The organism is Pseudomonas sp. CCI1.1 (assembly GCF_034348165.1).
Lineage (GTDB): Bacteria > Pseudomonadota > Gammaproteobacteria > Pseudomonadales > Pseudomonadaceae > Aquipseudomonas > Aquipseudomonas paracarnis.
Window position 1 is genome coordinate 4,024,814 of sequence record NZ_CP133780.1, and the last position, 24,666, is coordinate 4,049,479.

19 protein-coding genes and 1 tRNA gene are annotated in these 24,666 nt (G+C 59.2%); 16 read left to right on the forward strand and 4 right to left on the reverse strand.

Features of this window, described 5'->3' with window-relative positions:
- The first annotated feature begins 150 nt into the window (after positions 1-150).
- From apaG to RHM69_RS18295, 7 genes are all read left to right on the forward strand, one after another.
- Positions 151-531 (forward strand): Co2+/Mg2+ efflux protein ApaG, encoded by a 381-nt coding sequence (gene apaG / locus RHM69_RS18265; protein WP_003194726.1) that lies wholly within the window; start codon positions 151-153, stop codon positions 529-531.
- Positions 531-1,382, forward strand: coding sequence for a symmetrical bis(5'-nucleosyl)-tetraphosphatase (locus RHM69_RS18270; RefSeq protein ID WP_058410098.1), 852 nt, complete (start codon positions 531-533; stop codon positions 1,380-1,382). Before apaG ends, RHM69_RS18270 begins: the two co-directional genes overlap by 1 nt.
- Positions 1,383-1,391: 9 nt before the next feature.
- Positions 1,392-1,721 (forward strand): thiosulfate sulfurtransferase GlpE, encoded by a 330-nt coding sequence (gene glpE, locus RHM69_RS18275; protein ID WP_014720183.1) that lies wholly within the window; start codon positions 1,392-1,394, stop codon positions 1,719-1,721.
- Between the two features lie 285 nt (positions 1,722-2,006).
- The gene (locus RHM69_RS18280; protein ID WP_003194732.1) at positions 2,007-3,929 is read left to right on the forward strand and encodes a PrkA family serine protein kinase; all 1,923 of its coding nucleotides are present in this window, start codon (positions 2,007-2,009) and stop codon (positions 3,927-3,929) included.
- Positions 3,930-4,042: 113 nt separating this feature from the next.
- A complete protein-coding gene (locus RHM69_RS18285; protein WP_003194735.1) occupies positions 4,043-5,314 on the forward strand; it encodes a YeaH/YhbH family protein in 1,272 nt (423 codons plus the stop codon).
- Complete coding sequence (locus RHM69_RS18290) at positions 5,311-6,876, forward strand: SpoVR family protein (RefSeq protein ID WP_003194736.1); 1,566 nt, start codon at positions 5,311-5,313, stop codon at positions 6,874-6,876. Before RHM69_RS18285 ends, RHM69_RS18290 begins: the two co-directional genes overlap by 4 nt.
- Before the next feature lie 63 nt (positions 6,877-6,939).
- The gene (locus RHM69_RS18295) at positions 6,940-8,172 is read left to right on the forward strand and encodes a multifunctional CCA addition/repair protein (protein WP_200600070.1); all 1,233 of its coding nucleotides are present in this window, start codon (positions 6,940-6,942) and stop codon (positions 8,170-8,172) included.
- A 72-nt stretch (positions 8,173-8,244) separates the two neighbouring features.
- Here the strand turns inward: RHM69_RS18295 and folK are convergent, their stop codons facing one another.
- Positions 8,245-8,763 (reverse strand): 2-amino-4-hydroxy-6-hydroxymethyldihydropteridine diphosphokinase, encoded by a 519-nt coding sequence (folK, locus tag RHM69_RS18300; RefSeq protein WP_200600072.1) that lies wholly within the window; start codon positions 8,761-8,763, stop codon positions 8,245-8,247.
- Entirely contained in the window at positions 8,754-9,107 is a 354-nt protein-coding gene (gene folB / locus RHM69_RS18305) for a dihydroneopterin aldolase (RefSeq protein ID WP_014720186.1), read from the reverse strand. Before folB ends, folK begins: the two co-directional genes overlap by 10 nt.
- 74 nt (positions 9,108-9,181) lie before the next feature.
- Here folB and plsY point away from each other — a divergent pair, with 74 nt between their 5' ends.
- Positions 9,182-9,751, forward strand: coding sequence for a glycerol-3-phosphate 1-O-acyltransferase PlsY (gene plsY / locus RHM69_RS18310; RefSeq protein WP_014720187.1), 570 nt, complete (start codon positions 9,182-9,184; stop codon positions 9,749-9,751).
- A gap of 31 nt (positions 9,752-9,782) precedes the next feature.
- Here the strand turns inward: plsY and tsaD are convergent, their stop codons facing one another.
- Positions 9,783-10,808, reverse strand: a complete 1,026-nt coding sequence (gene tsaD, locus RHM69_RS18315; RefSeq protein WP_058410099.1) for a tRNA (adenosine(37)-N6)-threonylcarbamoyltransferase complex transferase subunit TsaD — start codon at positions 10,806-10,808, stop codon at positions 9,783-9,785.
- Positions 10,809-11,011: 203 nt separating this feature from the next.
- Here tsaD and rpsU point away from each other — a divergent pair, with 203 nt between their 5' ends.
- The 5 genes from rpsU (at position 11,012) to RHM69_RS18340 (ending at position 19,526) form a co-directional block, all read left to right on the forward strand.
- Positions 11,012-11,227 carry a 30S ribosomal protein S21 gene (rpsU, locus tag RHM69_RS18320; RefSeq protein WP_002551877.1) on the forward strand — a complete coding sequence of 72 codons (216 nt, stop codon included), beginning with the start codon at positions 11,012-11,014 and terminating at the stop codon, positions 11,225-11,227.
- Positions 11,228-11,669: 442 nt separating this feature from the next.
- The gene (gene dnaG / locus RHM69_RS18325) at positions 11,670-13,640 is read left to right on the forward strand and encodes a DNA primase (protein ID WP_200600074.1); all 1,971 of its coding nucleotides are present in this window, start codon (positions 11,670-11,672) and stop codon (positions 13,638-13,640) included.
- Between the two features lie 67 nt (positions 13,641-13,707).
- On the forward strand, positions 13,708-15,555 hold the full coding sequence (rpoD, locus tag RHM69_RS18330) for an RNA polymerase sigma factor RpoD (RefSeq protein WP_014720189.1): 1,848 nt from the start codon (positions 13,708-13,710) through the stop codon (positions 15,553-15,555).
- A 135-nt stretch (positions 15,556-15,690) separates the two neighbouring features.
- Complete coding sequence (locus RHM69_RS18335) at positions 15,691-19,434, forward strand: bifunctional diguanylate cyclase/phosphodiesterase (RefSeq protein WP_103451810.1); 3,744 nt, start codon at positions 15,691-15,693, stop codon at positions 19,432-19,434.
- 15 nt (positions 19,435-19,449) lie between these two features.
- Positions 19,450-19,526, forward strand: a tRNA-Ile gene (locus RHM69_RS18340).
- A 73-nt stretch (positions 19,527-19,599) separates the two neighbouring features.
- Here the strand turns inward: RHM69_RS18340 and ltrA are convergent.
- Complete coding sequence (ltrA, locus tag RHM69_RS18345) at positions 19,600-21,021, reverse strand: group II intron reverse transcriptase/maturase (protein WP_011805433.1); 1,422 nt, start codon at positions 21,019-21,021, stop codon at positions 19,600-19,602.
- A 535-nt stretch (positions 21,022-21,556) separates the two neighbouring features.
- Between ltrA and RHM69_RS18350 the strand changes: the two genes are divergently transcribed.
- The 3 genes from RHM69_RS18350 (at position 21,557) to RHM69_RS18360 (ending at position 24,659) form a co-directional block, all read left to right on the forward strand.
- Positions 21,557-22,003, forward strand: a complete 447-nt coding sequence (locus tag RHM69_RS18350; protein WP_003194755.1) for an Lrp/AsnC family transcriptional regulator — start codon at positions 21,557-21,559, stop codon at positions 22,001-22,003.
- 147 nt (positions 22,004-22,150) lie between these two features.
- Positions 22,151-23,854, forward strand: a complete 1,704-nt coding sequence (locus RHM69_RS18355) for a flavin monoamine oxidase family protein (protein ID WP_014720191.1) — start codon at positions 22,151-22,153, stop codon at positions 23,852-23,854.
- Between the two features lie 10 nt (positions 23,855-23,864).
- Positions 23,865-24,659 carry a carbon-nitrogen hydrolase family protein gene (locus RHM69_RS18360; RefSeq protein ID WP_200600076.1) on the forward strand — a complete coding sequence of 265 codons (795 nt, stop codon included), beginning with the start codon at positions 23,865-23,867 and terminating at the stop codon, positions 24,657-24,659.
- The last annotated feature ends 7 nt before the right edge of the window (positions 24,660-24,666 follow it).

Below are 24,666 nucleotides of genomic sequence, written 5' to 3' on the forward strand. Positions count from 1 at the left end.
GAGCAAGCCCGCTCCCACAGGTTTAACCGCGTTACGTTGATAGAGTCGTTTCATCAAGTTCAAGAGCCCAGACAGCATGTCTGGCCTAGTGCCCACCTCTTGGCCTAGACTGACCCGCATCTGCTGTCCTTCGCTTTTAAGGCCTCTTGCATGTCCGATCCTCGCTATCAGATAGACGTCAGCGTCGTCACCCGCTTCCTGGCGGACCAATCGCAACCCGAACATAACCGCTTCGCCTTTGCCTACACCATTACAGTGAAGAACAACGGGCTGGTGCCGGCCAAGCTGCTGTCGCGCCACTGGGTCATCACCGATGGCGACGGCCAGGTCGAGGAAGTGCGCGGGGCAGGCGTTGTCGGCCAGCAACCGTTGATCGACAGCGGCGCCAGCCACACTTATAGCAGCGGCACGGTGATGACCTCCAAGGTCGGCACCATGCAAGGCTCGTATCAAATGAAGGCCACCGACGGCCAACTGTTCGACGCAATCATCAAGCCCTTCCGCCTGGCCGTGCCAGGAGCCCTGCACTGATGGCGACGTACGCTGTCGGCGACCTGCAAGGCTGCCTGGACCCTCTCAAGCGCCTGCTGGATCGCGTAGCCTTCGACCCCGCAAATGATCGCTTGTGGTTGGTGGGCGACCTGGTCAACCGCGGCCCCCAGTCCCTGGAAACCCTGCGCTACCTCTATAGCCTGCGTGATTCTTTGGTATGCGTGCTGGGCAACCATGACCTGCACTTGCTTGCGGCCGGCAACAACATCGAGCGCCTCAAAAAAGGCGACACCCTGCGGGAAATTCTCGAAGCCCCGGACCGCGCTCAACTGCTCGACTGGCTGCGCCGGCAAAAACTCATGCACTATGACGAGGACCGCAACATGGCCTTGGTGCATGCCGGTATCCCGCCGCAGTGGACGCTGAAAAAAGCTCTCAAGTGCGCCGCCGAAGTTGAAAGTGCATTGGCCGATGACAACCTGTACACCGCTTACCTCGACGGCATGTATGGCAACGACCCGGTGAAGTGGGACAACGAGCTCACCGGCGTCGCCCGCCTGCGAGTGATCACCAACTATTTCACACGCATGCGCTTCTGCACGGCCGAAGGCAAACTGGACCTCAAGAGCAAGGAAGGTGCCGACAGCGCCCTGCCCGGCTACAAGCCCTGGTTCGCCTACAAGGAACGCAAGACCCGAGACACAAAGATCATCTTTGGCCACTGGGCCGCGCTGGAAGGCAAGTGCGATGAACCCGGCGTGTTCGCCCTCGACACCGGTTGCGTGTGGGGCGGTGCCATGACCCTGATGAACATCGACACGGGCAAGCGCCTCGACTGCCAGTGCGAATCGCCCCTTTCCATTACCCTGCCGGCCACCGCCAAGCAATAGGAGCCCGTCATGACCGAATTCAAACGTATCCCTCCCCAAGAAGCACAGACCCTGCGCGAGCAAGGTGCCGTAGTCGTCGACATCCGCGACCAGCCTACTTATGCCGCCGCTCACATCACCGGCGCCCAGCACTTGGACAACGTCAACATCGCCGACTTCATCCGCGCCGCCGACCTCGATGCACCGCTGATCGTCGCCTGCTACCACGGCAATTCCAGCCAGAGTGCAGCCGCGTATCTGATCAGCCAGGGTTTCTCTGACGTCTACAGCCTGGACGGCGGGTTTGAGCTGTGGCGTACGACCTATCCCGCGGAAATTTCCTCGGGCGATTCGCAATAATTTTTTTCACACCCCGCTACCCCGCGTGACGCTTGGGCTTGCGCCGTTTCTGACGAACGGCGCGGCTAAACTAATTGCGCATCGCGCCTTGACCTCCCGGATTCCGAACTATCCTTAAGCGCAGGCCATCCGAATCAGGGGAGAGCCGGTACACCGGCGTACGGGTCATCGGTAGCGTTTCAGGGTGTTCTGGGGGGAAAACAGCCATTGGCGTGCGTCAATGACTGCCAGCATCGACTGATTGATCCGGCGTCGGCTCCACGTATCGAGCGAGGTGACGACGTCATGAGTATCTTTAGCCACTTCCAACAACGCTTCGCGTCCACACAGCAGGAAGAACTCACGCTTCAGGAGTATCTCGAGCTGTGCAAACAGGACCGCAGCACCTACGCTTCTGCCGCCGAACGCTTGCTATTGGCGATTGGCGAGCCAGAACTGGTGGAAACCGCCAATAATTCGCGCCTGTCGCGGATATTTTCCAACAAGGTGATCCGCCGCTATCCGGCCTTTGAAGACTTCCATGGGATGGAAGAATGCATCGACCAGATCGTTTCCTACTTCCGCCATGCCGCCCAAGGCCTGGAAGAGAAGAAGCAGATCCTCTATTTGCTCGGCCCGGTCGGCGGCGGCAAATCGTCCCTGGCGGAAAAGCTCAAGCAATTGATCGAGAAGGTGCCCTTCTATGCGATCAAGGGCTCGCCCGTCTTCGAGTCCCCCTTGGGCCTGTTCAACGCCACGGAAGATGGCGCGATCCTCGAGGAAGACTTCGGTATCCCGCGGCGCTACCTCAACACCATCATGTCGCCCTGGGCCACCAAGCGCCTGGCCGAGTTCGGCGGTGACATCAGCCAGTTCCGGGTGGTGAAACTCTACCCGTCGATCCTCAACCAGATCGGCGTGGCCAAGACCGAACCCGGCGATGAAAACAATCAGGACATTTCGGCACTGGTGGGCAAGGTCGATATCCGAAAACTGGAAGAGTTTCCGCAGAACGATGCCGATGCCTACAGCTATTCGGGCGCATTGTGCCGGGCCAACCAGGGCCTGATGGAGTTCGTGGAGATGTTCAAGGCACCGATCAAGGTGCTGCACCCACTGCTCACCGCTACCCAGGAAGGTAACTACAACAGTACCGAAGGCCTGGGGGCGATTCCATTTACCGGGATCTTGCTGGCTCACTCCAACGAATCGGAATGGCATACCTTCCGCAATAACAAGAACAACGAAGCCTTCATCGACCGGATCTATATCGTCAAGGTGCCGTACTGCCTGCGGGTCAGTGACGAAATCAAGATTTACGACAAACTGCTGTTCAACAGCTCCCTGGCCAAGGCCCATTGCGCCCCCGACACCCTGAAAATGCTTGCCCAGTTCACCGTACTGTCGCGCCTCAAGGAGCCGGAGAACTCCAATATCTATTCGAAGATGCGCGTCTACGACGGCGAAAACCTCAAGGACACCGATCCCAAGGCTAAGTCGATCCAGGAATACCGTGATACAGCCGGTGTGGACGAGGGCATGAACGGTCTGTCGACGCGCTTTGCGTTCAAGATCTTGTCCAAGGTCTTCAACTTCGATCCCCACGAGATTGCCGCCAACCCGGTGCACTTGCTCTATGTGCTGGAACAACAGATTGAACAGGAGCAATTCCAGGCCGAAACTCGTGAGCGCTACCTGCGCTTCCTCAAGGAATACCTGGCGCCGCGCTACATCGAGTTCATCGGCAAGGAAATCCAGACCGCTTACCTGGAGTCCTACAGCGAATACGGCCAGAACATTTTCGACCGCTACGTCCTGTACGCCGATTTCTGGATCCAGGATCAGGAATACCGCGACCCGGAAACCGGCGAAATCCTCAATCGCGTGGCCCTCAACGAAGAATTGGAAAAAATCGAGAAACCCGCCGGCATCAGCAATCCGAAGGACTTCCGCAACGAAATCGTCAATTTCGTACTGCGCGCCCGTGCCAACAACAACGGCAAGAACCCCACTTGGCTCAGCTACGAGAAGCTGCGGGTGGTCATCGAGAAGAAAATGTTCTCCAACACCGAGGACCTGCTGCCCGTCATCAGCTTCAACGCCAAGGCCAGCAAGGAGGATCAGCAAAAACACAACGACTTCGTCACACGCATGGTCGAGCGAGGCTACACCGACAAACAGGTACGACTGCTCTCCGAGTGGTACCTGCGGGTTCGCAAATCGCAGTAAGGCAGCGGCAAGCGCGCACTGCCAGGCATCCGGCCTGGCAGTTGACCGCTTGTCTCTAAGCTTCCAGCCCGCGGCTTGAAGCTTGTAACGTGAAGCTGCCCGGAGGGCTCCCCATGAGCTATGTGATCGACCGACGCCTCAATGGCAAGAACAAGAGCACGGTAAACCGCCAGCGTTTCCTGCGGCGTTACCGTGACCACATCAAAAAGGCGGTAGAAGAGGCCGTCAGCCGCCGTTCCATCACCGACATGGAGCATGGCGAACAAATCAGCATTCCCGGACGGGACATCGACGAACCGGTACTTCACCATGGCCGCGGCGGCAAACAGACCGTGGTGCACCCGGGTAACAAGGAATTCACCACTGGCGAACATATCCAGCGCCCACAAGGCGGTGGCGGCGGCAAAGGCCCGGGCAAAGCCGGCAACTCTGGCGAAGGCATGGATGAATTCGTATTCCAGATCACTCAGGAAGAATTCCTCGAATTCATGTTCGAAGACCTCGAACTGCCCAACCTGGTCAAACGCAACCTGACCGGCACCGATACCTTCAAGACCGTACGTGCAGGGATCAGCAACGAGGGCAACCCGTCGCGCATCAACATCATCCGCACCCTGCGTTCAGCCCACGCGCGGCGTATCGCCCTCTCCGGCAGCAGCCGCGCCAAACTCAAGCAGGCCAAGGAAGAGTTGGCACGCTTGAAGCGCGAAGAACCGGATAACTTCGGCGATATCCAGGAAATCGAGGCGGAAATCGAAAAACTCAGCGCGCGCATCCACCGCGTGCCGTTCCTCGATACCTTTGACTTGAAATACAACCTGCTGGTCAAGCAACCCAACCCCAGCTCTAAGGCGGTGATGTTCTGCCTGATGGACGTTTCCGGCTCCATGACCCAGGCCACCAAGGACATCGCCAAGCGCTTCTTTATCCTGCTGTACCTGTTCCTGAAACGGAACTACGACAAGATTGACGTAGTGTTCATCCGCCATCACACCAGCGCGCGAGAGGTGGACGAAGAGGAGTTTTTCTATTCGCGGGAAACTGGCGGCACCATTGTTTCCAGCGCACTGAAGCTGATGCAGGAGATCATGGCCGAGCGCTACCCCGCCAACGAGTGGAACATCTACGCCGCCCAAGCCTCCGACGGCGACAACTGGAACGACGACTCGCCGATCTGCCGGGACATTTTGATCAACCAGATCATGCCGTTCGTGCAGTACTACACTTACGTCGAAATCACCCCCCGTGAGCACCAGGCCCTCTGGTTCGAATACGAGCGCATCGGCGAAGCCTTTGCCGACACGTTCGCCCAGCAGCAACTGGTCTCGGCCGGCGATATCTACCCGGTCTTCCGTGAACTCTTCCAGCGCAGGTTAGTGACATGACCGCCAAAAAAGAGAACAAGCGCCAACCCATTTCCACCGGTTCCGAGTGGACCTTCGAACTGATCCAGGCCTATGACCGGGAAATCAGCCGTATCGCGGCGGGTTATGCCTTGGACACCTATCCCAATCAGATAGAAGTCATCACCGCTGAACAGATGATGGATGCCTATGCCTCGGTGGGCATGCCCCTGGGCTATCACCATTGGTCCTACGGGAAACACTTTCTCAGTACCGAGAAGTCCTACACACGCGGCCAGATGGGCCTGGCCTACGAGATCGTGATCAACTCCGACCCGTGCATCGCGTACCTGATGGAAGAAAACACCATCTGCATGCAGGCGCTGGTAGTGGCCCATGCCTGCTATGGGCATAACAGTTTCTTCAAGGGCAACTACCTGTTTCGCACCTGGACCGATGCCAGTTCGATCATTGATTACCTGGTGTTCGCCAAGCAATACATCATGCAGTGCGAGGAGCGCCACGGTATCGATGCGGTGGAAGACCTGTTGGACTCCTGCCACGCGCTGATGAATTATGGGGTCGATCGCTATAAGCGTCCCTATCCTATTTCCGCCGAAGAGGAACGCCTGCGCCAGAAGGAGCGCGAGGAGCACCTGCAGAAACAGATCAACGACCTGTGGCGCACCATCCCCAAGCGCGCCGACAAGAACAGCGACAAGGACAATGCCCGCTTCCCCGCCGAACCGCAGGAAAACATCCTGTATTTCCTCGAAAAGCACGCACCGCTGCTGGAGCCCTGGCAGCGCGAAATCGTGCGCATCGTGCGCAAGATCGCGCAATATTTTTATCCCCAGCGCCAAACCCAAGTAATGAACGAAGGCTGGGCAACCTTCTGGCATTACACCCTGATGAACGACCTGTACGACGAAGGCCTGGTCACTGACGGCTTCATGATGGAGTTCCTCACGTCCCATACGAGCGTGGTCTTCCAGCCAGGCTTCGACAGCCCGTACTACAACGGCATCAACCCCTATGCACTGGGTTTTGCCATGTACCGCGATATCCGCCGCATGTGCGAGCACCCCACGGAGGAAGACCGCCGCTGGTTCCCGGAAATCGCCGGCAGCGACTGGCTATCGACCATCAAGTTCGCCATGAGCAGCTTCAAGGATGAGAGTTTTATCCTGCAGTACCTGTCGCCCCAGGTGATCCGCGACCTCAAGTTGTTCAGCATCCTGGACGACGACCTCAAGGATGACCTGGTGGTGCCTGCCATCCACGACGAACCCGGCTACCGCATCATTCGCGAAACCCTGGCCGCGCAATACAACCTGGGTAACCGCGAGCCTAACGTTCAGATCTACAGCATTGATGTGCGTGGCGACCGTTCGCTGACCCTGCGTCACCAGCAACACGACCGCAAACCCTTGGGCGAATCCACTGAGGAAGTGCTCAAGCACCTGCATCGGCTCTGGGGTTTTGATATTCATTTGGAAACCCTGCAGGGCGACCAAGTGATGAAGACCCACCATGTACCACCGCGCAGCGATCATAACGACAACGACTATGGCCGCCTGGACATGGCCGTCGTGCATCTCTGAAACAGCAAAGCCTCCATTGGCCAGGCTCAGGCGTTATCCTGTGCCGCTAATGGAGGCTTTTTCATGAAAATCTACAAAGTCGGCGGCGCCGTGCGTGATCGCCTTCTGGGCATCGAGGTCACCGATATAGACCGCGTCGTCGTTGGCGCGACGGCTGAAGAGATGCTCGCCAAGGGTTATAAACCGGTGGGCGCCGATTTTCCGGTGTTTCTCGATCCGAAAAACGGTGACGAATACGCCCTCGCTCGCACCGAACGCAAGAATGGCCGGGGTTACGGTGGCTTTATATTCCATGCGAGCCCCGACGTTACGCTGGAAGAAGACCTGATCCGGCGTGACCTGACCATCAATGCCATGGCGGAGGATGACGAGGGTAACCTGACTGATCCTTATCAGGGACAACGCGATCTTGAAGCGCGTCTTTTACGGCATGTTTCTCCCGCGTTCGCCGAAGATCCCCTCCGCGTACTACGCGTTGCGCGTTTCGCCGCGCGCTATGCGCCTCTCGGCTTCACAGTCGCCCCTGAGACCCTCGAATTAATGCGCCAACTCAGTGAGTCCGGCGAGTTGGAGGCCCTTACCCCCGAGCGCAGTTGGAAGGAAATCTCACGGGCGCTGATGGAAGATCAACCCCAGGTATTTATCCAAGTACTGCGTGACTGCGACGCACTGAATACCTTGATGCCGGAGGTGGATGCGCTGTTCGGGGTGCCGCAGCCCGCAGCTCACCACCCGGAAATAGACACCGGCGTGCATACCTTGAGCGTGCTGCAGCAAGCAGCCCTGCACAAGCAACCGCTGAGCGTGCGCTGGGCTTGCCTGCTGCACGACCTGGGCAAAGGCCTGACGCCTGTGGATAAGTTGCCTCAGCATATTGCCCACGAGCAACGCGGCCTGAAGCTGATCAAAGCGGTGAACGAGCGTTTCAAGGTGCCCAGGGATTGCCAGGAGTTGGCGTTGCTGGTGGGGCAATATCATACTCACGGGCATCGCGCGCTTGAACTCAAGGCCTCGACGTTGCTGGAGTTGCTGCAAAGCTTCGACGTGTACCGTCGGCCGCAACGCTTTGAAGAGTTCGTGGCGGCCTGCGAAATGGACGCTCGTGGCCGCGAGGGTTTTGAGCAACGCAGTTATCCACAGGCCGATTATTTGCGCGGAGCGGCAAAGGTGGCACGCGAAGTGCCGGTCGCGCCGCTGCTAGAAAAGGGTTTCAAAGGCCCCGAACTGGGCGAGGCGCTCAAGCGCGAACGGCTCAAGGCGCTTAAAGCCTACAAAGAACAGCAAAAGCCCTTGTAGGAGCGAGCTTGCTCGCGAAGAACCTCAACGATGACGCAGCGCCCTCAGGTTTTTCGCGAGCACGCTCGGCTCCTACAAAAGAGCTTGTGGCGTGAGTGGCTGACCCTGCCACTCGAACGCCACAGGCGCCAATACCTGATCAATTTGCGCGTCTCGCCACAACTCGGCCATTGTCTTGCCCGCCTCCGGGTGCAGACGCTCCGGCGCCATCATCGACAGCGGCCACAACACAAAGGCGTTTTTCAGAATTTCGGCTCGCGGCAAGATCAAGCCATCGAAATTGCCCACCCAATCGCCATACAACAACACATCGATATCCAGCGGCAGGCCTTTGCGGTCGGGCGCGTAGCGGCCGTTGTCGGCCTCGATGGATTTCAACCGGCGATCGAGTTCCATCAACGGCAGGTCGGTATAAGCCGACACCACCAGATTGAAAAACGGCCCACTTTTGATCCCCACCGGCTGGCTTTCGAACACCGCCGAACAGCGCATATCCGTCAAGAAGCCCGCCAACGCATCCAAGCCGGCGCGTAGACGAGCCTCGCGGTCGATATTGCTGCCAAGCCCGAGGTAAACCTGAGTCAACGACATCCGCGCTCGATCTCCACGCCCACGCCCTTGGCAGCCGGTACCGCGCCGGGCTTGGTCAACTTGAGGTGCAGCCAGGGAATCTGGAACTCACTCATCAGCACTTCGGCCAGACGCTCGGCAAAGGTTTCCACCAGTTGGTACTGGGAATGCTCGGCAAAGGCCTGGATACGCGCAGACACCCTGGCGTAATCCAGTGCCAGGGTCAGGTCGTCACCTGCCGCAGCTGGGCGATTATCCCAGGCGAAGCTCAGGTCCAGGCGCAGGCATTGCCGGATTCCGCGCTCCCAGTCGTAAGCCCCGATCACGGTGTCGACTTCCAGGCCTTCGATAAACACTCTGTCCAAGCACTTTTCTCCGCAGCACGACAAGGGCGCGATGCCCCGTTAGAATCAGGGCGTCCTCGCCCGGAATAGTTAGCATGTTTTGGTCACTGGCGATTTTCGCCTACCTGCTCGGCTCGCTGTCCTTCGCCATTTTGCTCAGCCGCTTGACGGGAAATCCCGATCCGCGAATGAGTGGCTCAGGCAATGCCGGCGCCACCAATATGTTGCGCCTGGCCGGCAAGAAACTCGCCGTCCTGACCTTGCTGGGCGACGTCTGCAAGGGCCTGCTGCCCGTGCTCATCGCCAGCCTCGTCGGCCTTAGCTTGCAACAGCAAGCCTGGGTGGGCCTGTGTGCCGTCCTGGGCCACCTGTTCCCGTTGTACTTCCGCTTTCGCGGCGGCAAGGGCGTCGCCACGGCGGCCGGCATGCTGCTGGGCATTTACCCCCCTGCGGCGTTACTGGCCATGCTCGCCTGGCTGCTGACGTTCTACCTGACCCGCACCAGCTCGCTGGCCGCGCTGATTGCCACGCCGCTGACCCTGCCGCTGCTGGCCTGGCAGGAACCAGAAGCGCTGCTACCGATGAGCGTGCTGACACTGCTGATCGTCTGGCGCCACCGCGGCAATCTACGCGACCTGTTTGCCGGGCGCGAACGGCATTTTTAAATACCCCGCCTGGACCCGGTGCCCTTGAACCTTACAACGGCGGCAATTGCTCCATCGGCCAGCGCGCCTGCACGCTGATCGCCAGGCTTTCGTGCTGCCCGGCCTGCAAGCGCTGGCAACCGGCGTAGGCAATCATCGCGCCGTTGTCAGTGCAGAACTCAGGGCGTGCGTAAAACACGTTGCCATTCATGTCGCCGAGCATTTTTTCCAGGGAACTGCGCAACGCCTTGTTGGCGCTGACGCCGCCTGCGATCACCAGCCGCTTCATGTCCGCCTGTTTCAGGGCGCGCTTGCACTTGATGGTCAAAGTCTCCACCACAGCCTGCTGGAACGCCAGCGCGATGTCGCAACGGGCTTGCTGGCCGTCGTCCCCGGCGCTGACGCTCTGCTGCCAGGTGTTCAAGGCAGAGGTTTTCAAACCGCTGAAACTGAACATCAAGCCAGGACGATCACACATCGGGCGCGGGAAGGTGTAGCGACCGGCAACGCCGTTTTCGGCAAGGCGGGCGATTTCCGGCCCCCCCGGATAATTAAGCCCCATCATCTTCGCGGTTTTGTCGAACGCTTCACCGGCGGCATCGTCCAGCGACTCGCCCAACAGTGTGTATTGACCGATCCCATCCACCTGAACCAGCTGCGTATGCCCGCCCGAAACCAACAAAGCGACGAACGGGAACTCCGGCGGTGTTTTTTCCAGCATGGGCGCCAATAAGTGGCCTTCCATATGGTGCACACCAAGAGCAGGAATACCCCAGGCAAAGGCCAGCGCCTGGGCGCAAGAGGCCCCAACCAGCAGGGCTCCGACCAATCCGGGCCCTGCCGTATAGGCAATGGCATCGATCTCGGTTGCCACACAACCGGCCTCATCCAGCACCTGGCGGATCAATGGCAGCATGCGCTTGACGTGATCGCGGCTGGCAAGCTCCGGCACCACGCCGCCATAGGCGCGATGCAGGTCGATCTGACTGAACAGTGCATCGGCCAAAAGCCCGCGTTCACTGTCGTATAGTGCGACTCCGGTTTCGTCGCAGGAGGTTTCAAGTCCCAGTACTAGCATGGGTTTGCGCCTTGTAGAGGCTGAATTCGAAGGCGCGCATAATAGTCGCCACTCCCCCTCCCGACTAGCGGTTTTCGATCAGAGGCTTTGCATTCCGGGCAATGAGGGGTTAACATCCGCAACCCTTAAAAACCGACGACCTCAGCCGCGAATTTTTTGCGACGAGAACGTTGATTCCCGGTAATGAAAGAAGGTAGCTCTGGATGCCAGCCGTCAAAGTAAAAGAGAACGAACCCTTCGACGTAGCTCTGCGTCGTTTCAAGCGCTCCTGCGAAAAAGCCGGTGTTCTGGCTGAAGTTCGTAGCCGCGAATTTTATGAGAAGCCAACTTCTGAGCGTAAGCGCAAAGCAGCAGCCGCTGTTAAGCGTCACGCTAAGAAAGTTCAGCGCGAACAGCGCCGCGCCGTTCGTCTGTACTAATACACAGACGTTCGTAGCAAGCTTCTGCCAAGCCCGGCCCTCAGCCGGGCTGTTGGCATTTGCGGATATCGCTTGATGCTTCACCGTCGACGCCGCACACGCGACCGAGACACTGCTTCACACGTCAGGGCTGGCTCTTTTGCCAGCGGTGCACGTCTCTTCTGACGAGCCTAACAAGGCTACTGACGAGCACACCTATTCTTCAAACAGACGATCAACCGTGTCGGCTGTGCCCATCGATGCGTTTCCGAGGCTGCCATTGGCCAAGACCGGACGCCCGGGCAACATTTCCATGCCGAAGACTGATCAGAAACTACCCTCAGTGAATATTCGGCAGATACACTTCCTGATGACCCATGCAGACGATGATGATCAAGCCCCCTATACGTGCGCTTGAACACCTCACGGGTCCTCATTTACACGCAGTGATGACGAGAACGCCATGGCCGGGCTGATTCCCCAGAGCTTTATTGACGACCTTCTGAACCGCACCGACATCGTCGATGTTGTCAGCTCACGCGTACAGCTGAAAAAAGCCGGCAAAAACTACACCGCCTGCTGCCCGTTCCATAAAGAAAAAACCCCATCCTTCAGCGTCAGCCCCGACAAGCAGTTCTATTACTGCTTCGGTTGCGGGGCGGGCGGGAATGCCCTGGGTTTCCTGATGGACCACGACAACCTGGACTTCCCCCAGGCTGTCGAGGACTTGGCTAAAGCCGCAGGAATGGAAGTGCCCCGCGAAGAAAGTGGCCGCCCGCACAAACCCCGACAACCCACCGATTCGCCGCTGTACCCGCTGCTTACCGCTGCCGCCGACTTTTACCGCCAGGCACTCAAGAGCCATCCGCAGCGCAAGGCCGCTGTCGACTACCTCAAAGGCCGCGGCCTCACCGGCGAAATCGCTCGGGACTTCGGTCTCGGCTTCGCTCCGCCGGGCTGGGACAATCTGTATAAACACCTTAGCAACGACACCCTCCAGCAAAAGGCCATGATCGACGCCGGCCTGCTGGTGGAAAACGCCGAGACCGGCAAGCGCTATGACCGCTTCCGCGACCGCGTGATGTTCCCGATCCGCGACAGCCGTGGCCGCATCATCGCCTTTGGCGGCCGCGTGCTTGGTGATGACAAACCCAAGTACCTGAACTCCCCGGAGACCCCGGTGTTTCACAAAGGCCAGGAACTCTACGGCCTGTTCGAAGCGCGCAAGAACAACCGCAACCTCGACGAAATCATCGTGGTTGAGGGTTATATGGACGTGATCGCCCTGGCCCAACAAGGCCTGCGCAACGCGGTCGCGACCCTCGGCACCGCCACCAGCGAAGAACATCTGAAGCGCCTGTTCCGTGTCGTGCCCAGCGTGCTGTTTTGCTTCGACGGCGACCAGGCTGGCCGCAACGCCGCCTGGCGCGCGCTCGAAGCCACGCTGTCGAGCCTGCAGGATGGGCGTCGCGCACGCTTCCTGTTCCTGCCCGAAGGCGAAGACCCGGACACGCTGGTGCGCTCGGAAGGTACCGATGCGTTCCGTGCACGCATCAATCAACATGCACAGCCGCTGGCGGATTATTTTTTCCAGCAACTGACCGAAGAAGCCGACCCGCGCTCCCTGGAGGGTAAGGCCCATATGGCCACCCTTGCGGCGCCGCTGATCGACAAAGTCCCCGGCGCCAATTTGCGCACACTGATGCGCCAGCGCCTGCTGGAGATCACCGGTCTGAGCGGTGAAGCCGTCAGCCAGCTGGTGCACAGCGCCCCGCAAGAGGCGCCGCCAGCCTACGACCCCGGCATGGATTACGACGCCATGTCGGACTATGCCGACTTCCACCAACCTCAGGAGGCCTTCGCGCCCCAGCAGGAATGGACGCCAAAGAAGCCCGGCGCAGGTGGCAAGAAGTGGGATAAAAAGCCGTGGAGCAAAAACGGCAAGCGCGGTGATCGCGATGAAGCCTACGCGCCACGCACGCCCGTAGCGGTGGAAGCCCCCACACTGATTGCACTGCGCACACTGATTCACCACCCACAATTGGCCGGCAAGGTTGAAAGTGCCGACCACTTTGCCAACGAGAGCAATACCTATGCTCAGGTGCTTATTGCACTGATCGAAGCCGTGCAGAAAAACCCTAAGCTAAACTCAATCCAGTTGATGGCTCGCTGGCATGGCACGGAACAGGGCCGTTTATTGCGGGCACTGGCGGAAAAGGAGTGGCTAATTGACGGCGACAACCTTGAACAACAGTTTTTAGACACCATTAATAGGTTATCCGCGGGTCAACACACTCAGACCCTCGACGAACTTATCAAGAGAGCAAGGCAGCCGGGATTATCGGCTGAAGAGCAAATTCAGATAGCAAAACAGATGCGCGACCTCTTAAAACAGAATGTTTACGCATCAAACCCGACCTCAGCTGGCGTGTGAGGTCATAGCTCGGGTATAATCCTCGGCTTGTTTTTTGCCCGCCAAGACCTTCAGTGGATAGGGTGTTATGTCCGGAAAAGCGCAACAGCAGTCTCGTATCAAAGAGTTGATACTTCTTGGTCGTGAGCAGGGTTACCTGACTTACGCGGAGGTCAACGACCACCTGCCTGAGGATATTTCAGATCCTGAGCAGGTGGAAGACATCATCCGCATGATTAACGACATGGGGATCAACGTATTCGAAACTGCGCCAGATAAGGATTCCCTTATGCTGGCCGACGCCGATACCGACGAAGCCGCCGCTGAAGAAGCTGCCGCCGCGTTGGCTGCGGTGGAGACCGATATCGGTCGCACGACAGACCCTGTGCGCATGTATATGCGCGAAATGGGTACCGTCGAGCTGCTGACACGCGAAGGCGAGATCGAAATCGCCAAGCGTATCGAAGAGGGCATACGTGAAGTGATGGGCGCCATTGCGCACTTCCCTGGCACGGTTGACCACATTCTCTCCGAGTACACTCGCGTCACCACCGAAGGTGGCCGCCTGTCTGACGTCCTGAGCGGTTATATCGACCCGGACGACGGCATTGCGCCGCCTGCCGCCGAAGTACCGCCGCCTGTTGATGCGAAAGCCGCAAAAGCGGACGACGACTCCGACGACGACGAAGCTGAAAGCAGCGACGACGAAGAAGAAGCCGAAAGCGGTCCAGACCCGGTCATCGCTGCCCAGCGCTTCGGTGCGGTTTCCGATCAAATGGAAATCACCCGCAAGGCCCTGAAGAAGCACGGTCGTGGCAACAAGCAGGCGATTGCCGAGCTGGTGGCCCTGGCTGAGCTGTTCATGCCAATCAAGCTGGTGCCCAAGCAATTCGAAGGCCTGGTTGAGCGTGTTCGCAGCGCCCTTGAGCGTCTGCGTGCACAAGAGCGTGCGATCATGCAGCTCTGTGTGCGTGATGCGCGCATGCCGCGTACCGATTTCCTGCGCCAGTTCCCGGGCAACGAAGTTGACGAAAGCTGGAGCGACGCACTGGCCAAGGGCAAGGCGAAATACGCCGAAGCCATCGGTCGCCTGCAGCCCGATATCATCCGTTGCCAGCAGAAGCTGACCGCGCTTGAGGCCGAAACCGGCCTGACCATTGCAGAAATCAAAGACATCAACCGTCGCATGTCGATCGGTGAGGCCAAGGCCCGCCGCGCGAAGAAAGAGATGGTTGAAGCGAACTTGCGTCTGGTGATCTCCATCGCCAAGAAGTACACCAACCGGGGCCTGCAATTCCTTGATCTGATCCAGGAAGGCAACATCGGCTTGATGAAAGCGGTGGACAAGTTCGAATACCGTCGCGGCTACAAGTTCTCGACTTATGCCACCTGGTGGATCCGTCAGGCGATCACTCGCTCGATCGCCGACCAGGCCCGCACCATCCGTATTCCGGTGCATATGATCGAGACCATCAACAAGCTCAACCGCATTTCCCGGCAGATGTTGCAGGAAATGGGCCGCGAACCGACCCCGGAAGAGCTGGGCGAACGCATGGAAATGCCTGAGGATAAAATCCGCAAGGTATTGAAGATCGCTAAAGAGCCGATCTCCATGGAAACACCGATTGGTGATGACGAAGACTCCCATCTGGGTGACTTCATCGAAGACTCGACCATGCAGTCGCCAATCGATGTCGCCACTGTTGAGAGCTTGAAAGAAGCGACTCGCGACGTACTGTCCGGCCTCACTGCCCGTGAAGCCAAGGTACTGCGCATGCGTTTCGGCATCGACATGAATACCGACCACACCCTTGAGGAAGTCGGTAAGCAGTTTGACGTGACCCGTGAGCGGATCCGTCAGATCGAAGCCAAGGCGCTGCGCAAGTTGCGCCACCCGACGCGAAGCGAGCATCTGCGCTCCTTCCTCGACGAGTGATACCAGAACCCCCGGCCCAGGCCGGGGGTTTTGCTTTCTACCGATTGCTTTGCACAGATTAACTGCCCCGCACCACCCCGCCCTCACAATGCCCGTCTACACTCGAGACATTCCCCGTGCCATAACGAGACCGTTATGCCCAGATTGCCGACCGTGATACTGCTGTCGCTGCTGACCTGGACCGCAACGGCTGGCGCGTTGACTCTTACGGATGATGAGCGTAGCTGGTTGGCGGACCATCAGGAGCTGCGCCTAGGCGTGGATGCGTCTTGGCCACCTTTTGAATATCGCGATGAAAATGGCCGATATCAGGGCTTGGCAGCCGATTACGTACGCCTGCTCCAGGACCGCCTGGGTGTGCGTATCAAACTGATCGAACCGGTTAACTGGACTGCGGTGCTTGAACAAGCCCGCAATAATCAGCTCGACCTGCTGCCTGGCATCATGTCCACCCCCGAACGCCAAAACTTCCTGGCGTTCACACGCCCCTATCTCGACTTTCCAATCGTCATCCTGGCACATGAAGGCGGCGCGAAACCACGCAGCCTCAAGGATCTGTACGGGCTTAAAATTGCCGTGGTGGAAAACTACGCGCCCCATGAATTGCTCCGCACCCACCATCCGGACCTGAATCTGGTCGCCCTGCCCAACGTCAGTTCGACGCTGCAAGCCCTGGCCACCGATGAAGTGGATGCCGTGGTCGGCGACCTCGCCTCCAGCGTCTGGAGCCTGCGCCAACTCAAGCTCGACGGTTTATACGTCAGCGGCGAAACGCCCTACCGCTACCAACTGGCGATGGGTGTCCCGCGGGATGAAAAAATCCTGGTGGGCATCCTGGACAAAGTCCTCGCCGACCTCAGCTCAGCCGAAACGGATGCAATCCAGCAACATTGGGTCGGCAGCTTCACCGATCACCGCACCTTCTGGGCTGACTTGCTCACGTACGGCCTGCCAGCGGTGCTGCTATTGAGTACGGTGCTGGCCATCGTTATTCGGATCAATCGCCGGCTCAGTTCGGAAATTTCTCGCCGGGTCGCCCTTGAACAAGAACTGCGAAGCAGCGAGTACCACTATCGCGGCTTGGTGGAGAGCTTGTCCGCCATCGCCTGGGAAGCAAGCATCAGCGATTTCACCTACAGCTACGTGTCGCCCCATGCCGAAGACCTGCTCGGTTATCCCCGCGCCCATTGGCTGATTCCAGGCTTCTGGCGCAACATCATCCACCCCGCCGACCTGACCCGCGCCGAGGCCTATTGCTATCGGGAAACTCGCGCTAACCGTGATCACAGCATTGATTACCGGGTCATCACCGCTGATGGCCGCTGTCTGTGGGTACGTGACATTGTCAGCCTGATCGAACACGGCCACGAGCCAGTGCTGCGCGGCCTGATGATCGACATCAGCGAAGCCAAGCGCACCGAGGAAGCCCTGCAACTGTCCGAGCAGAAATTTGCCTCGGTGTTTCAGCAGTGCCCGGACATCCTGGTGATTGCCCAGTTGTCTGATGGCTGCCTGCTGGAGGTCAACAAGGCATTCGAGGACCAGATTGGGCTGCGCGCCGACGAGGTGGTAGGCAAAACCGCCTCAGATCTGAATATATGGGGCATTCAGGGCGTCGGTCCGGATTTGCTGCAGCGGGTACAGACCACCAGTATCCGTAACCTGGAAATGTCCTTTCTGCGCAGCAATGGTCAGGCATTTACCGGGCTGATCTCAGCTGAGCCGTTCCAACTCGATACCACTGAAGCCCTGGTGGTGGTGGTGCGCGATATCACCGAGCTCAAGGAAACCCAACAGCAGCTGCAAACCTCCGAAGAGAAATTCGCCAAGGCATTCCATGCTTCCCCCGACGGTTTACTACTGAGTCGCCAAAGCGATGGCCTGCTGATTGAAGTGAACGAAGGTTTCAGCCACCTGACCGGCTTCACCAGCGCCTCCTCACTTGACCAATCAACCCTGGACCTAGGCATCTGGGTCGACCTCAACGAACGCAAGCACATGCTGGAGTTGATGCAGCGCGACGGCTTTGTCCGCGATTTCATCTGTCATATCCGTCGTGCCGACGGCCAGATTCGCCTGTGCGAAGTGTCCAGCCGCCCACTGCCGATTGGCGACGAAGATTGCATGCTGACCATCGCCCGGGACATCACCGAACGCCAGTTGATGCAGGAAAAACTGCAGCAGGCCGCCACGGTGTTCGAAAGCACCGCCGAAGGCGTCTTGATCACCGACACACGGCAGAACATCAGCGCCGTCAACCGCGCCTTCACTGAGATAACCGGCTACAGCGAGGTTGAAGCCCTTGGCCATACCCCGCGCCTGCTCGCCTCCGGCCTGCATGACAGCGCGTTCTATGCGGCGATGTGGCACCAGTTGACGGCCCACGGTCATTGGCAAGGAGAGATCTCCAACCGCCGCAAGAACGGCGAGGTGTATCCGAGCTGGCTGACCATCAGCGCCGTGCGTAACCGCGAGCAATTGGTCACGCACTTCGTTGCCGTGTTCGCCGACATCTCCAGCCTCAAGCTGGCCCAGGCACGCCTGGATTATCAGGCCCACCACGACCCATTGACCGGCCTGCCCAACCGCACCCTGTTTGAAAACCGGCTGCAGGCCGCACTCAACGGCCAGCAAGAAAGTGGTAAACAGGGCGCGGTGTTGTTTCTCGACCTTGATCGCTTCAAACACATCAACGACAGCCTCGGCCACCCGGTCGGCGACCTGCTGCTCAAAGACATCGCCGTACGCCTCAAGGAGCAGTTGCGGGACGTAGACACCGTTGCTCGCTTGGGCGGCGACGAATTCATTATCCTGTTGCCCGGCTTGCAACAGGCCAGCGACGCCCAGCACTTGGCGAACAAACTGCTCGACTGTTTTACCCCGCCATTCCAAGCCGGCGAGCATGAGTTCTTTATCAGCGCCAGTATCGGCACCAGCCTGTATCCGCAAGACGGTACCGACGTCGCCACCCTGGTCAAAAATGCCGACGCCGCAATGTATCGCTCCAAGGCCAAGGGGCGTAACCGGGTCGAGCGCTATACCCGCGACCTGACTGCCCAAGCCAATGAACGCGTAGCGCTGGAGCACGAACTGCGCCGCGCCATCGAACGTGAAGAATTGAGCCTGTATTACCAACCCAAGCGCAACCTGGTCACCCAACAACTGATCGGCGCCGAAGCCTTGATCCGCTGGCACCACCCGACTCTGGGCGACGTCCCGCCCGAACACTTTATCGCCTTGGCCGAAGAGAACGGCATGATCCTGCAAATCGGCGACTGGGTACTGGAACAGGCCTGCCGGCAGCTGCACGCCTGGCAAGCGGCTTTCGAGGATTTCGGCCCCCTGTCGGTCAACCTCGCAGGCGCGCAACTGCGTCACCCCAACCTGCTATCACGCATCGAACAACTGCTGCACGATTACCGCCTCGAACCCGGCTGCCTGCAACTGGAAATCACCGAAAACTTCATCATGAGCCAAGCCGAAGAAGCGCTCGCGGTGTTGCACCAACTCAAGCGCCTGGGCGTCCAATTGGCGATCGATGATTTCGGCACCGGCTACTCGTCCCTCAGCTACCTCAAACGCCTGCCCCTGGACTTCCTCAAAATCGACCAATCCTTCGTGCGCGGCTTGCCCGACGACCCTCACGATGCAGCCATCGTGCGCGCCATCATCGCCCTCGGCCACAGCATGCAATTCACCATCATCGCCGAAGGCGTGGAGACTCCGGCGCAACAAGCATTCCTCGCAAGCGAGGGGTGTGAACAGATGCAAGGCTACATCGTCAGCCTGCCCCTGCCGCCGGAGCTTTTTGCCGCCAGCTTCCTTCGTACACGGCACAAGGATTTTTCGGATGGCACAGTGAACAAACCATCGCTATAATCCGCGACCTACTGAGGGCCTATAGCTCAGTTGGTTAGAGCAGGGGACTCATAATCCCTTGGTCGTAGGTTCGAGTCCTACTGGGCCCACCACAATCGAGTAGGAGGCGGATTCACATCCGCCGTCCTCTCACACCACCGTACGTACGGTTCCGTATACGGCGGTTCAGGTTATACGGTTAAGTCGGTTTATCGTATCCAGTATCGAGACCAGCCCGAGGCGGTCCCACAGCTTCTTCGGCAACGCCTGATTCATATGGGGCGCTCCCGAGTTCCACCATGGGCCTCGGCCATTGACTGCCGATTTCCACGCCCGCGCCGCATTAAGTCCCAAGCGTATCAAGTTGCGCGCCCTCGTAGAGGGCCGCTTCCATTGACGCCAGACGATACAGCGAAGCTTGTGACGCACCCAGCCGTCCAATTCCTCAAGTGGCCGTCTGCTCTGGCTCAGCTTGAAGTAGCCCGCCCATCCGCGCAGCACGGGGTTTATCCGCTCGATGACAGTCGCCACCTTGTGGCCCCGCGCTTTACGTAGCAGCTCTCTGAGCCGGTCGCGCAAGCGACCCAGGCTCATCGTCGCCACTCTCAGTCTCGGTTGCTGATGCCAGCTCATCCCGTAACCCAAGTAATCACACATCCAAGACCCGGCTACTCGGCTCTTATCCCGATTCAGCGTTAGTTTCAGGCGCTGATTCAGGAAGCGCTCAACACTGGCCATCACTCGTTCGCCAGCACGAGGGCTGCGCACATAGATGTTCGCATCGTCGGCATAACGCACGAAGCGATGACCCCGCCGTTCCAGCTCGCGGTCGAGTTCGTTGAGCAGGATGTTCGACAGCAACGGCGAGAGCGGGCCGCCTTGCGGCGTCCCTTCCTGCCGTCGGCTGGCGATCCCACCCGACATCTCACCGGCTTGGAGGTACCGCCGGATCAGTCTGAGCACGCGTTTATCTACGATTTGGCGCGCCACGTACGCCATCAGGAGATCGTGGTTGACCCGGTCAAAGAATTTCTCAAGATCGAGTTCCACGCACCAGCGATGCCCTGCCGCCACATGGGCGCGGGCTGTCTCGATGGCTTGGTGGGCGCTTCTGCCCGGACGGAAGCCGTAGCTGTAATCCGAAAACAGCGGGTCGAAGATCGGCGTGAGCTGTTGCAGCAGTGCCTGTTGGATCAGGCGATCCACGACGCAGGGAATGCCCAGTTGTCGGGTGCCGCCTTTGGGTTTGGGGATGTCGACGGCGCGTACACCTTGCGGGTGGTATTCGCCGGCCAGCAACCTCCTCTGGAGGATCGGCCAATACTGATTCACGTAGTCCGCCAAGTCGTCGACCGTCATGCCATCGGCACCCGGCGCGCCCTTGTTGCTGACCACGCGCTGATACGCACGTCTGAGGTTGGCCGGTGCAAGCACCCGCGCCATCAGCGTGTCCGGCTCCGCGTTCGTCCACGTCACAGATGCCGTCGATACCTTTGCGCTGTCAGCCGTCATCCTCGGATTCTGTCCGGGACTCGGAGTCACAGTCTTCTCTTGGAGAAATTTCTGCATTTCGGTATTCAACGAGACTCTGACGCCTACTGGCGGCATAACCTGTTCGGCCCTTGGTGGCGCGGTTATTCGCCACTTACTACGGCTTCGGCTGACTTCTGCACGCTCATCCCATCGCCTCTCGACGCTCGGTAGCACACTGGCAAACGTGCAGATCTCCCAGGGTAATTCGCGCGACCTTCCTGCTTATGCCTGTCGGATCTACGTCACAGCGTTCCGTGCAAGTATTGGGCTTTGAAGATTTTGGCCTTCTTACCCCGCTGCGCCGCCTCTATCCGCTTCCTGTTCGTCAGGCCAGCATTTTGCCTCGGGCTTCCTTCAGATTCGCAGTCACCCGCGACACCCTTGCCTCTGGCTAACACTTCCCCTTGCCGGGTGTGTAGAGGACTTTCACCTCCCAGTCACCAGCGTGGCCACCACAGCCAAGCTGGTTGCGCTTGCGCGCAACGCGCCATGCCTGGCGCACCAAAAAAAGCCGCGCATTGCGCGGCTTTTGCGTATCTGGCATCACGGTTCTTTCAGCCAGGCCAAGCCTGTACCATGCTTGCTCATTGCCCCCGCACTGGAGCCCCCCTTGCCCGCCCTAGACGAAATCGACCGCCAACTGATCGCCGCCCTGCAGCTCAACGCCCGTGAAAGCGTGGCCATGCTCGCCAGGCAGTTGGGCATCGCGCGCACCACCGTCACGTCGCGTCTGGCCCGCCTGGAGAAAACCCAGGTCATCACCGGTTACGGCGTGCGCCTGGGCCAGCGCGTTGCGGATGGGGGGTTGCAAGCTTATGTGGGCATTACCGTGCAACCCCGTTCGGGCAAAGAGGTGTTGCGCAGGCTGAGCGCCATGGCGCAAGTGCAGCAGTTGTGCGCGGTAAGTGGAGAGTTCGATTACGTGGCTTGGCTGCGCACCGATTCGCCAGAGCAACTGGACCAATTGCTGGACCAGATCGGCAGTGTTGACGGCGTGGAAAAAACCACCACCTCGATCATCCTCAGTAACAAATTGGATCGCGGACAACCAATCTGATCACTACCTTCGTCATATTGACTAAAACCAGTACAATCCGACGACACATTGCGTCTTATTAACGAGCGCAACGCTCCCTAAACTGGCTGCCATCTTTTCCTATACTCAACGGGCCCTCCTCCCGCCGAGCCGTCAGTAAGGTCAGCCATGAGCATTCCGTCCAGCACCCTCAGCAAGCCCAATCGCCACCCGGGCGACGGTAAGAAACCCATCACCATTTTCGGCCCGGACTTCCCGTTTGCCTTTGATGACTGGATCGAACACCCCGCCGGGCTGGGCAGTATTCCTGCGGCCAATCATGGCGCCGAAGTGGCGATCGTCGGCGCCGGGATCGCGGGCCTGGTTGCGGCCTACGAGCTGATGAAACTCGGGCTCAAGCCCGTTGTGTATGAAGCCTCGAAGATGGGTGGCCGCTTGCGCTCGCAGGCCTTTGAAGGCGCCGAAGGCATCATCGCCGAGTTGGGCGGCATGCGGTTCCCGGTATCGTCCACGGCGTTCTACCATTACGTGGACAAACTTGGACTGGAGACCAAGCCCTTTCCCAACCCGCTGACACCGGCGTCCGGCAGCACCGTGATCGATCTGGAAGGCCAGACTCACTATGCGCAAAAACTCTCCGATTTACCGGCACTGTTCCAGGAAGTCGCCGATGCCTGGGCCGACGCCTTGGAGGCCGGTTCGCAGTTCGGCGATATCCAGCAGGCAATCCGCGACCGCGACGTGCCACGGCTCAAGGAACTGTGGAACAAGCTCGTGCCGCTGTGGGATGACCGTACCTTCTACGACTTCGTCGCCACCTCCAAAGCCTTCGCCAAATTGTCCTTCCACCACCGCGAGGTGTTTGGCCAGGTCGGTTTCGGCACCGGCGGTTGGGACTCTGACTTTCCCAACTCCATGCTGGAAATCTTCCGTGTGGTAATGACCAACTGCGATGATCATCAACACCTGATCGTCGGTGGCGTGGCACAAGTGCCCATGGGCATCTGGCGCCATGTGCCAGAGCGCTGCGCCCATTGGCCGGCCGGCACCAGCCTGAGCTCGTTGCATAGAGGCGCACCACGGGCAGGCGTGAAGCGCATTGCCCACGCCGCCGATGGCCGCTTTGCTGTTACCGACAACTATGGCGACACGCGCGAATACGCGGCGGTGCTGACCACCTGCCAGAGTTGGCTGCTGACCACACAGATCGAATGCGACGAAACCCTGTTCTCACAAAAAATGTGGATGGCCCTGGATCGCACTCGCTACATGCAGTCATCGAAAACCTTCGTGATGGTTGATCGCCCATTCTGGAAAGACAAAGACCCGCAAACCGGCCGCGACCTGATGAGCATGACCCTCACCGACCGCCTGACCCGGGGCACCTACCTGTTCGATAACGGTGACGACAAGCCGGGGGTGATCTGCCTGTCCTACTCGTGGATGAGCGACGCACTGAAGATGCTGCCCCAGCCTATCGACAAGCGGGTGAAACTGGCCCTCGATGCGCTGAAGAAGATCTACCCCAACGTTGATATCAAGGCGCGCATCATCGGCGACCCGATCACCGTGTCCTGGGAGGCCGATCCGCATTTCCTCGGGGCCTTCAAAGGCGCCTTGCCCGGTCACTATCGCTATAACCAGCGGATGTATGCGCACTTCATGCAGAAGGATATGCCCGCCGAACAACGCGGGATCTTCATCGCGGGTGATGATGTATCGTGGACGCCCGCCTGGGTCGAAGGCGCGGTACAAACCTCGCTCAACGCGGTATGGGGCATCATGAATCACTTCGGTGGCAGCACCCACCCGGAGAACCCAGGCCCAGGCGACGTGTTCGATGAAATAGGGCCAATCGCCCTGGCAGAATAAGGAGTTGAGCATGCGTGTCGCCCTGTACCAATGCCCGCCGCTGCCGCTGAATGTGGCCGCTAACCTGCAGCGCCTGCATCAACTGGCCCATGAGGCACACGGCGCCGATGTGCTGGTGCTGCCAGAGATGTTTCTCAGCGGCTATAACATTGGCGCCGAAGCCGTTGGCGCACTGGCAGAGGCACAGGATGGGCCATCGGCGCAGGCGATTGCCGAACTGGCGCAAAGTGCCGGGCTGGCGATCCTGTATGGCTACCCGGAGCGGGCCGAAGACGGCCAGGTCTACAACGCCGTGCAGTTGATCGACGCCCAGGGCAAGCGCCTGTGCAACTACCGCAAGACCCACTTGTTTGGCGATCTTGACCACTCAATGTTCAGCGCCGGCCCCGATGATTTCCCGGTGGTGGAATTGAACGGGTGGAAGGTGGGCATGCTGATTTGCTACGACCTGGAGTTTCCGGAAAACACCCGGCGCCTGGCCCTCGCCGGTGCCGAACTGATTCTGGTGCCCACCGCTAATATGGTGCCGTTCGACTTCGTTGCCGACGTCACCGTGCGGGCGCGAGCCTTTGAAAACCAATGCTTCGTGGCCTATGCCAACTATTGCGGGCACGAAGGCGAGATTCACTACTGCGGGCAAAGCAGCATTGCCGCGCCGGACGGCCAGCGAATTGCCCAGGCCGGCCTGGTTGAAGCCTTGATCGTCGGCACCCTGGAGCGCCAATCTATTGTCGACGCCCGCGCCGCCAACCACTACCTGCAAGACCGTCGCGCCGAACTCTACGGCGCACTGCACAAGCCCTGACCCATTG

Coding starts and splice junctions, on each gene's coding strand:
- apaG (WP_003194726.1), top strand. CDS start 151: ATGTCCGATCCTCGCTATCAGATAGACGTCAGCGTCGTCACCCGCTTC.
- RHM69_RS18270 (WP_058410098.1), top strand. CDS start 531: ATGGCGACGTACGCTGTCGGCGACCTGCAAGGCTGCCTGGACCCTCTC.
- glpE (WP_014720183.1), top strand. CDS start 1,392: ATGACCGAATTCAAACGTATCCCTCCCCAAGAAGCACAGACCCTGCGC.
- RHM69_RS18280 (WP_003194732.1), top strand. CDS start 2,007: ATGAGTATCTTTAGCCACTTCCAACAACGCTTCGCGTCCACACAGCAG.
- RHM69_RS18285 (WP_003194735.1), top strand. CDS start 4,043: ATGAGCTATGTGATCGACCGACGCCTCAATGGCAAGAACAAGAGCACG.
- RHM69_RS18290 (WP_003194736.1), top strand. CDS start 5,311: ATGACCGCCAAAAAAGAGAACAAGCGCCAACCCATTTCCACCGGTTCC.
- RHM69_RS18295 (WP_200600070.1), top strand. CDS start 6,940: ATGAAAATCTACAAAGTCGGCGGCGCCGTGCGTGATCGCCTTCTGGGC.
- folK (WP_200600072.1), bottom strand. CDS start 8,763: ATGTCGTTGACTCAGGTTTACCTCGGGCTTGGCAGCAATATCGACCGC.
- plsY (WP_014720187.1), top strand. CDS start 9,182: ATGTTTTGGTCACTGGCGATTTTCGCCTACCTGCTCGGCTCGCTGTCC.
- tsaD (WP_058410099.1), bottom strand. CDS start 10,808: ATGCTAGTACTGGGACTTGAAACCTCCTGCGACGAAACCGGAGTCGCA.
- rpsU (WP_002551877.1), top strand. CDS start 11,012: ATGCCAGCCGTCAAAGTAAAAGAGAACGAACCCTTCGACGTAGCTCTG.
- dnaG (WP_200600074.1), top strand. CDS start 11,670: ATGGCCGGGCTGATTCCCCAGAGCTTTATTGACGACCTTCTGAACCGC.
- rpoD (WP_014720189.1), top strand. CDS start 13,708: ATGTCCGGAAAAGCGCAACAGCAGTCTCGTATCAAAGAGTTGATACTT.
- RHM69_RS18335 (WP_103451810.1), top strand. CDS start 15,691: ATGCCCAGATTGCCGACCGTGATACTGCTGTCGCTGCTGACCTGGACC.
- ltrA (WP_011805433.1), bottom strand. CDS start 21,021: ATGCCGCCAGTAGGCGTCAGAGTCTCGTTGAATACCGAAATGCAGAAA.
- RHM69_RS18355 (WP_014720191.1), top strand. CDS start 22,151: ATGAGCATTCCGTCCAGCACCCTCAGCAAGCCCAATCGCCACCCGGGC.
- RHM69_RS18360 (WP_200600076.1), top strand. CDS start 23,865: ATGCGTGTCGCCCTGTACCAATGCCCGCCGCTGCCGCTGAATGTGGCC.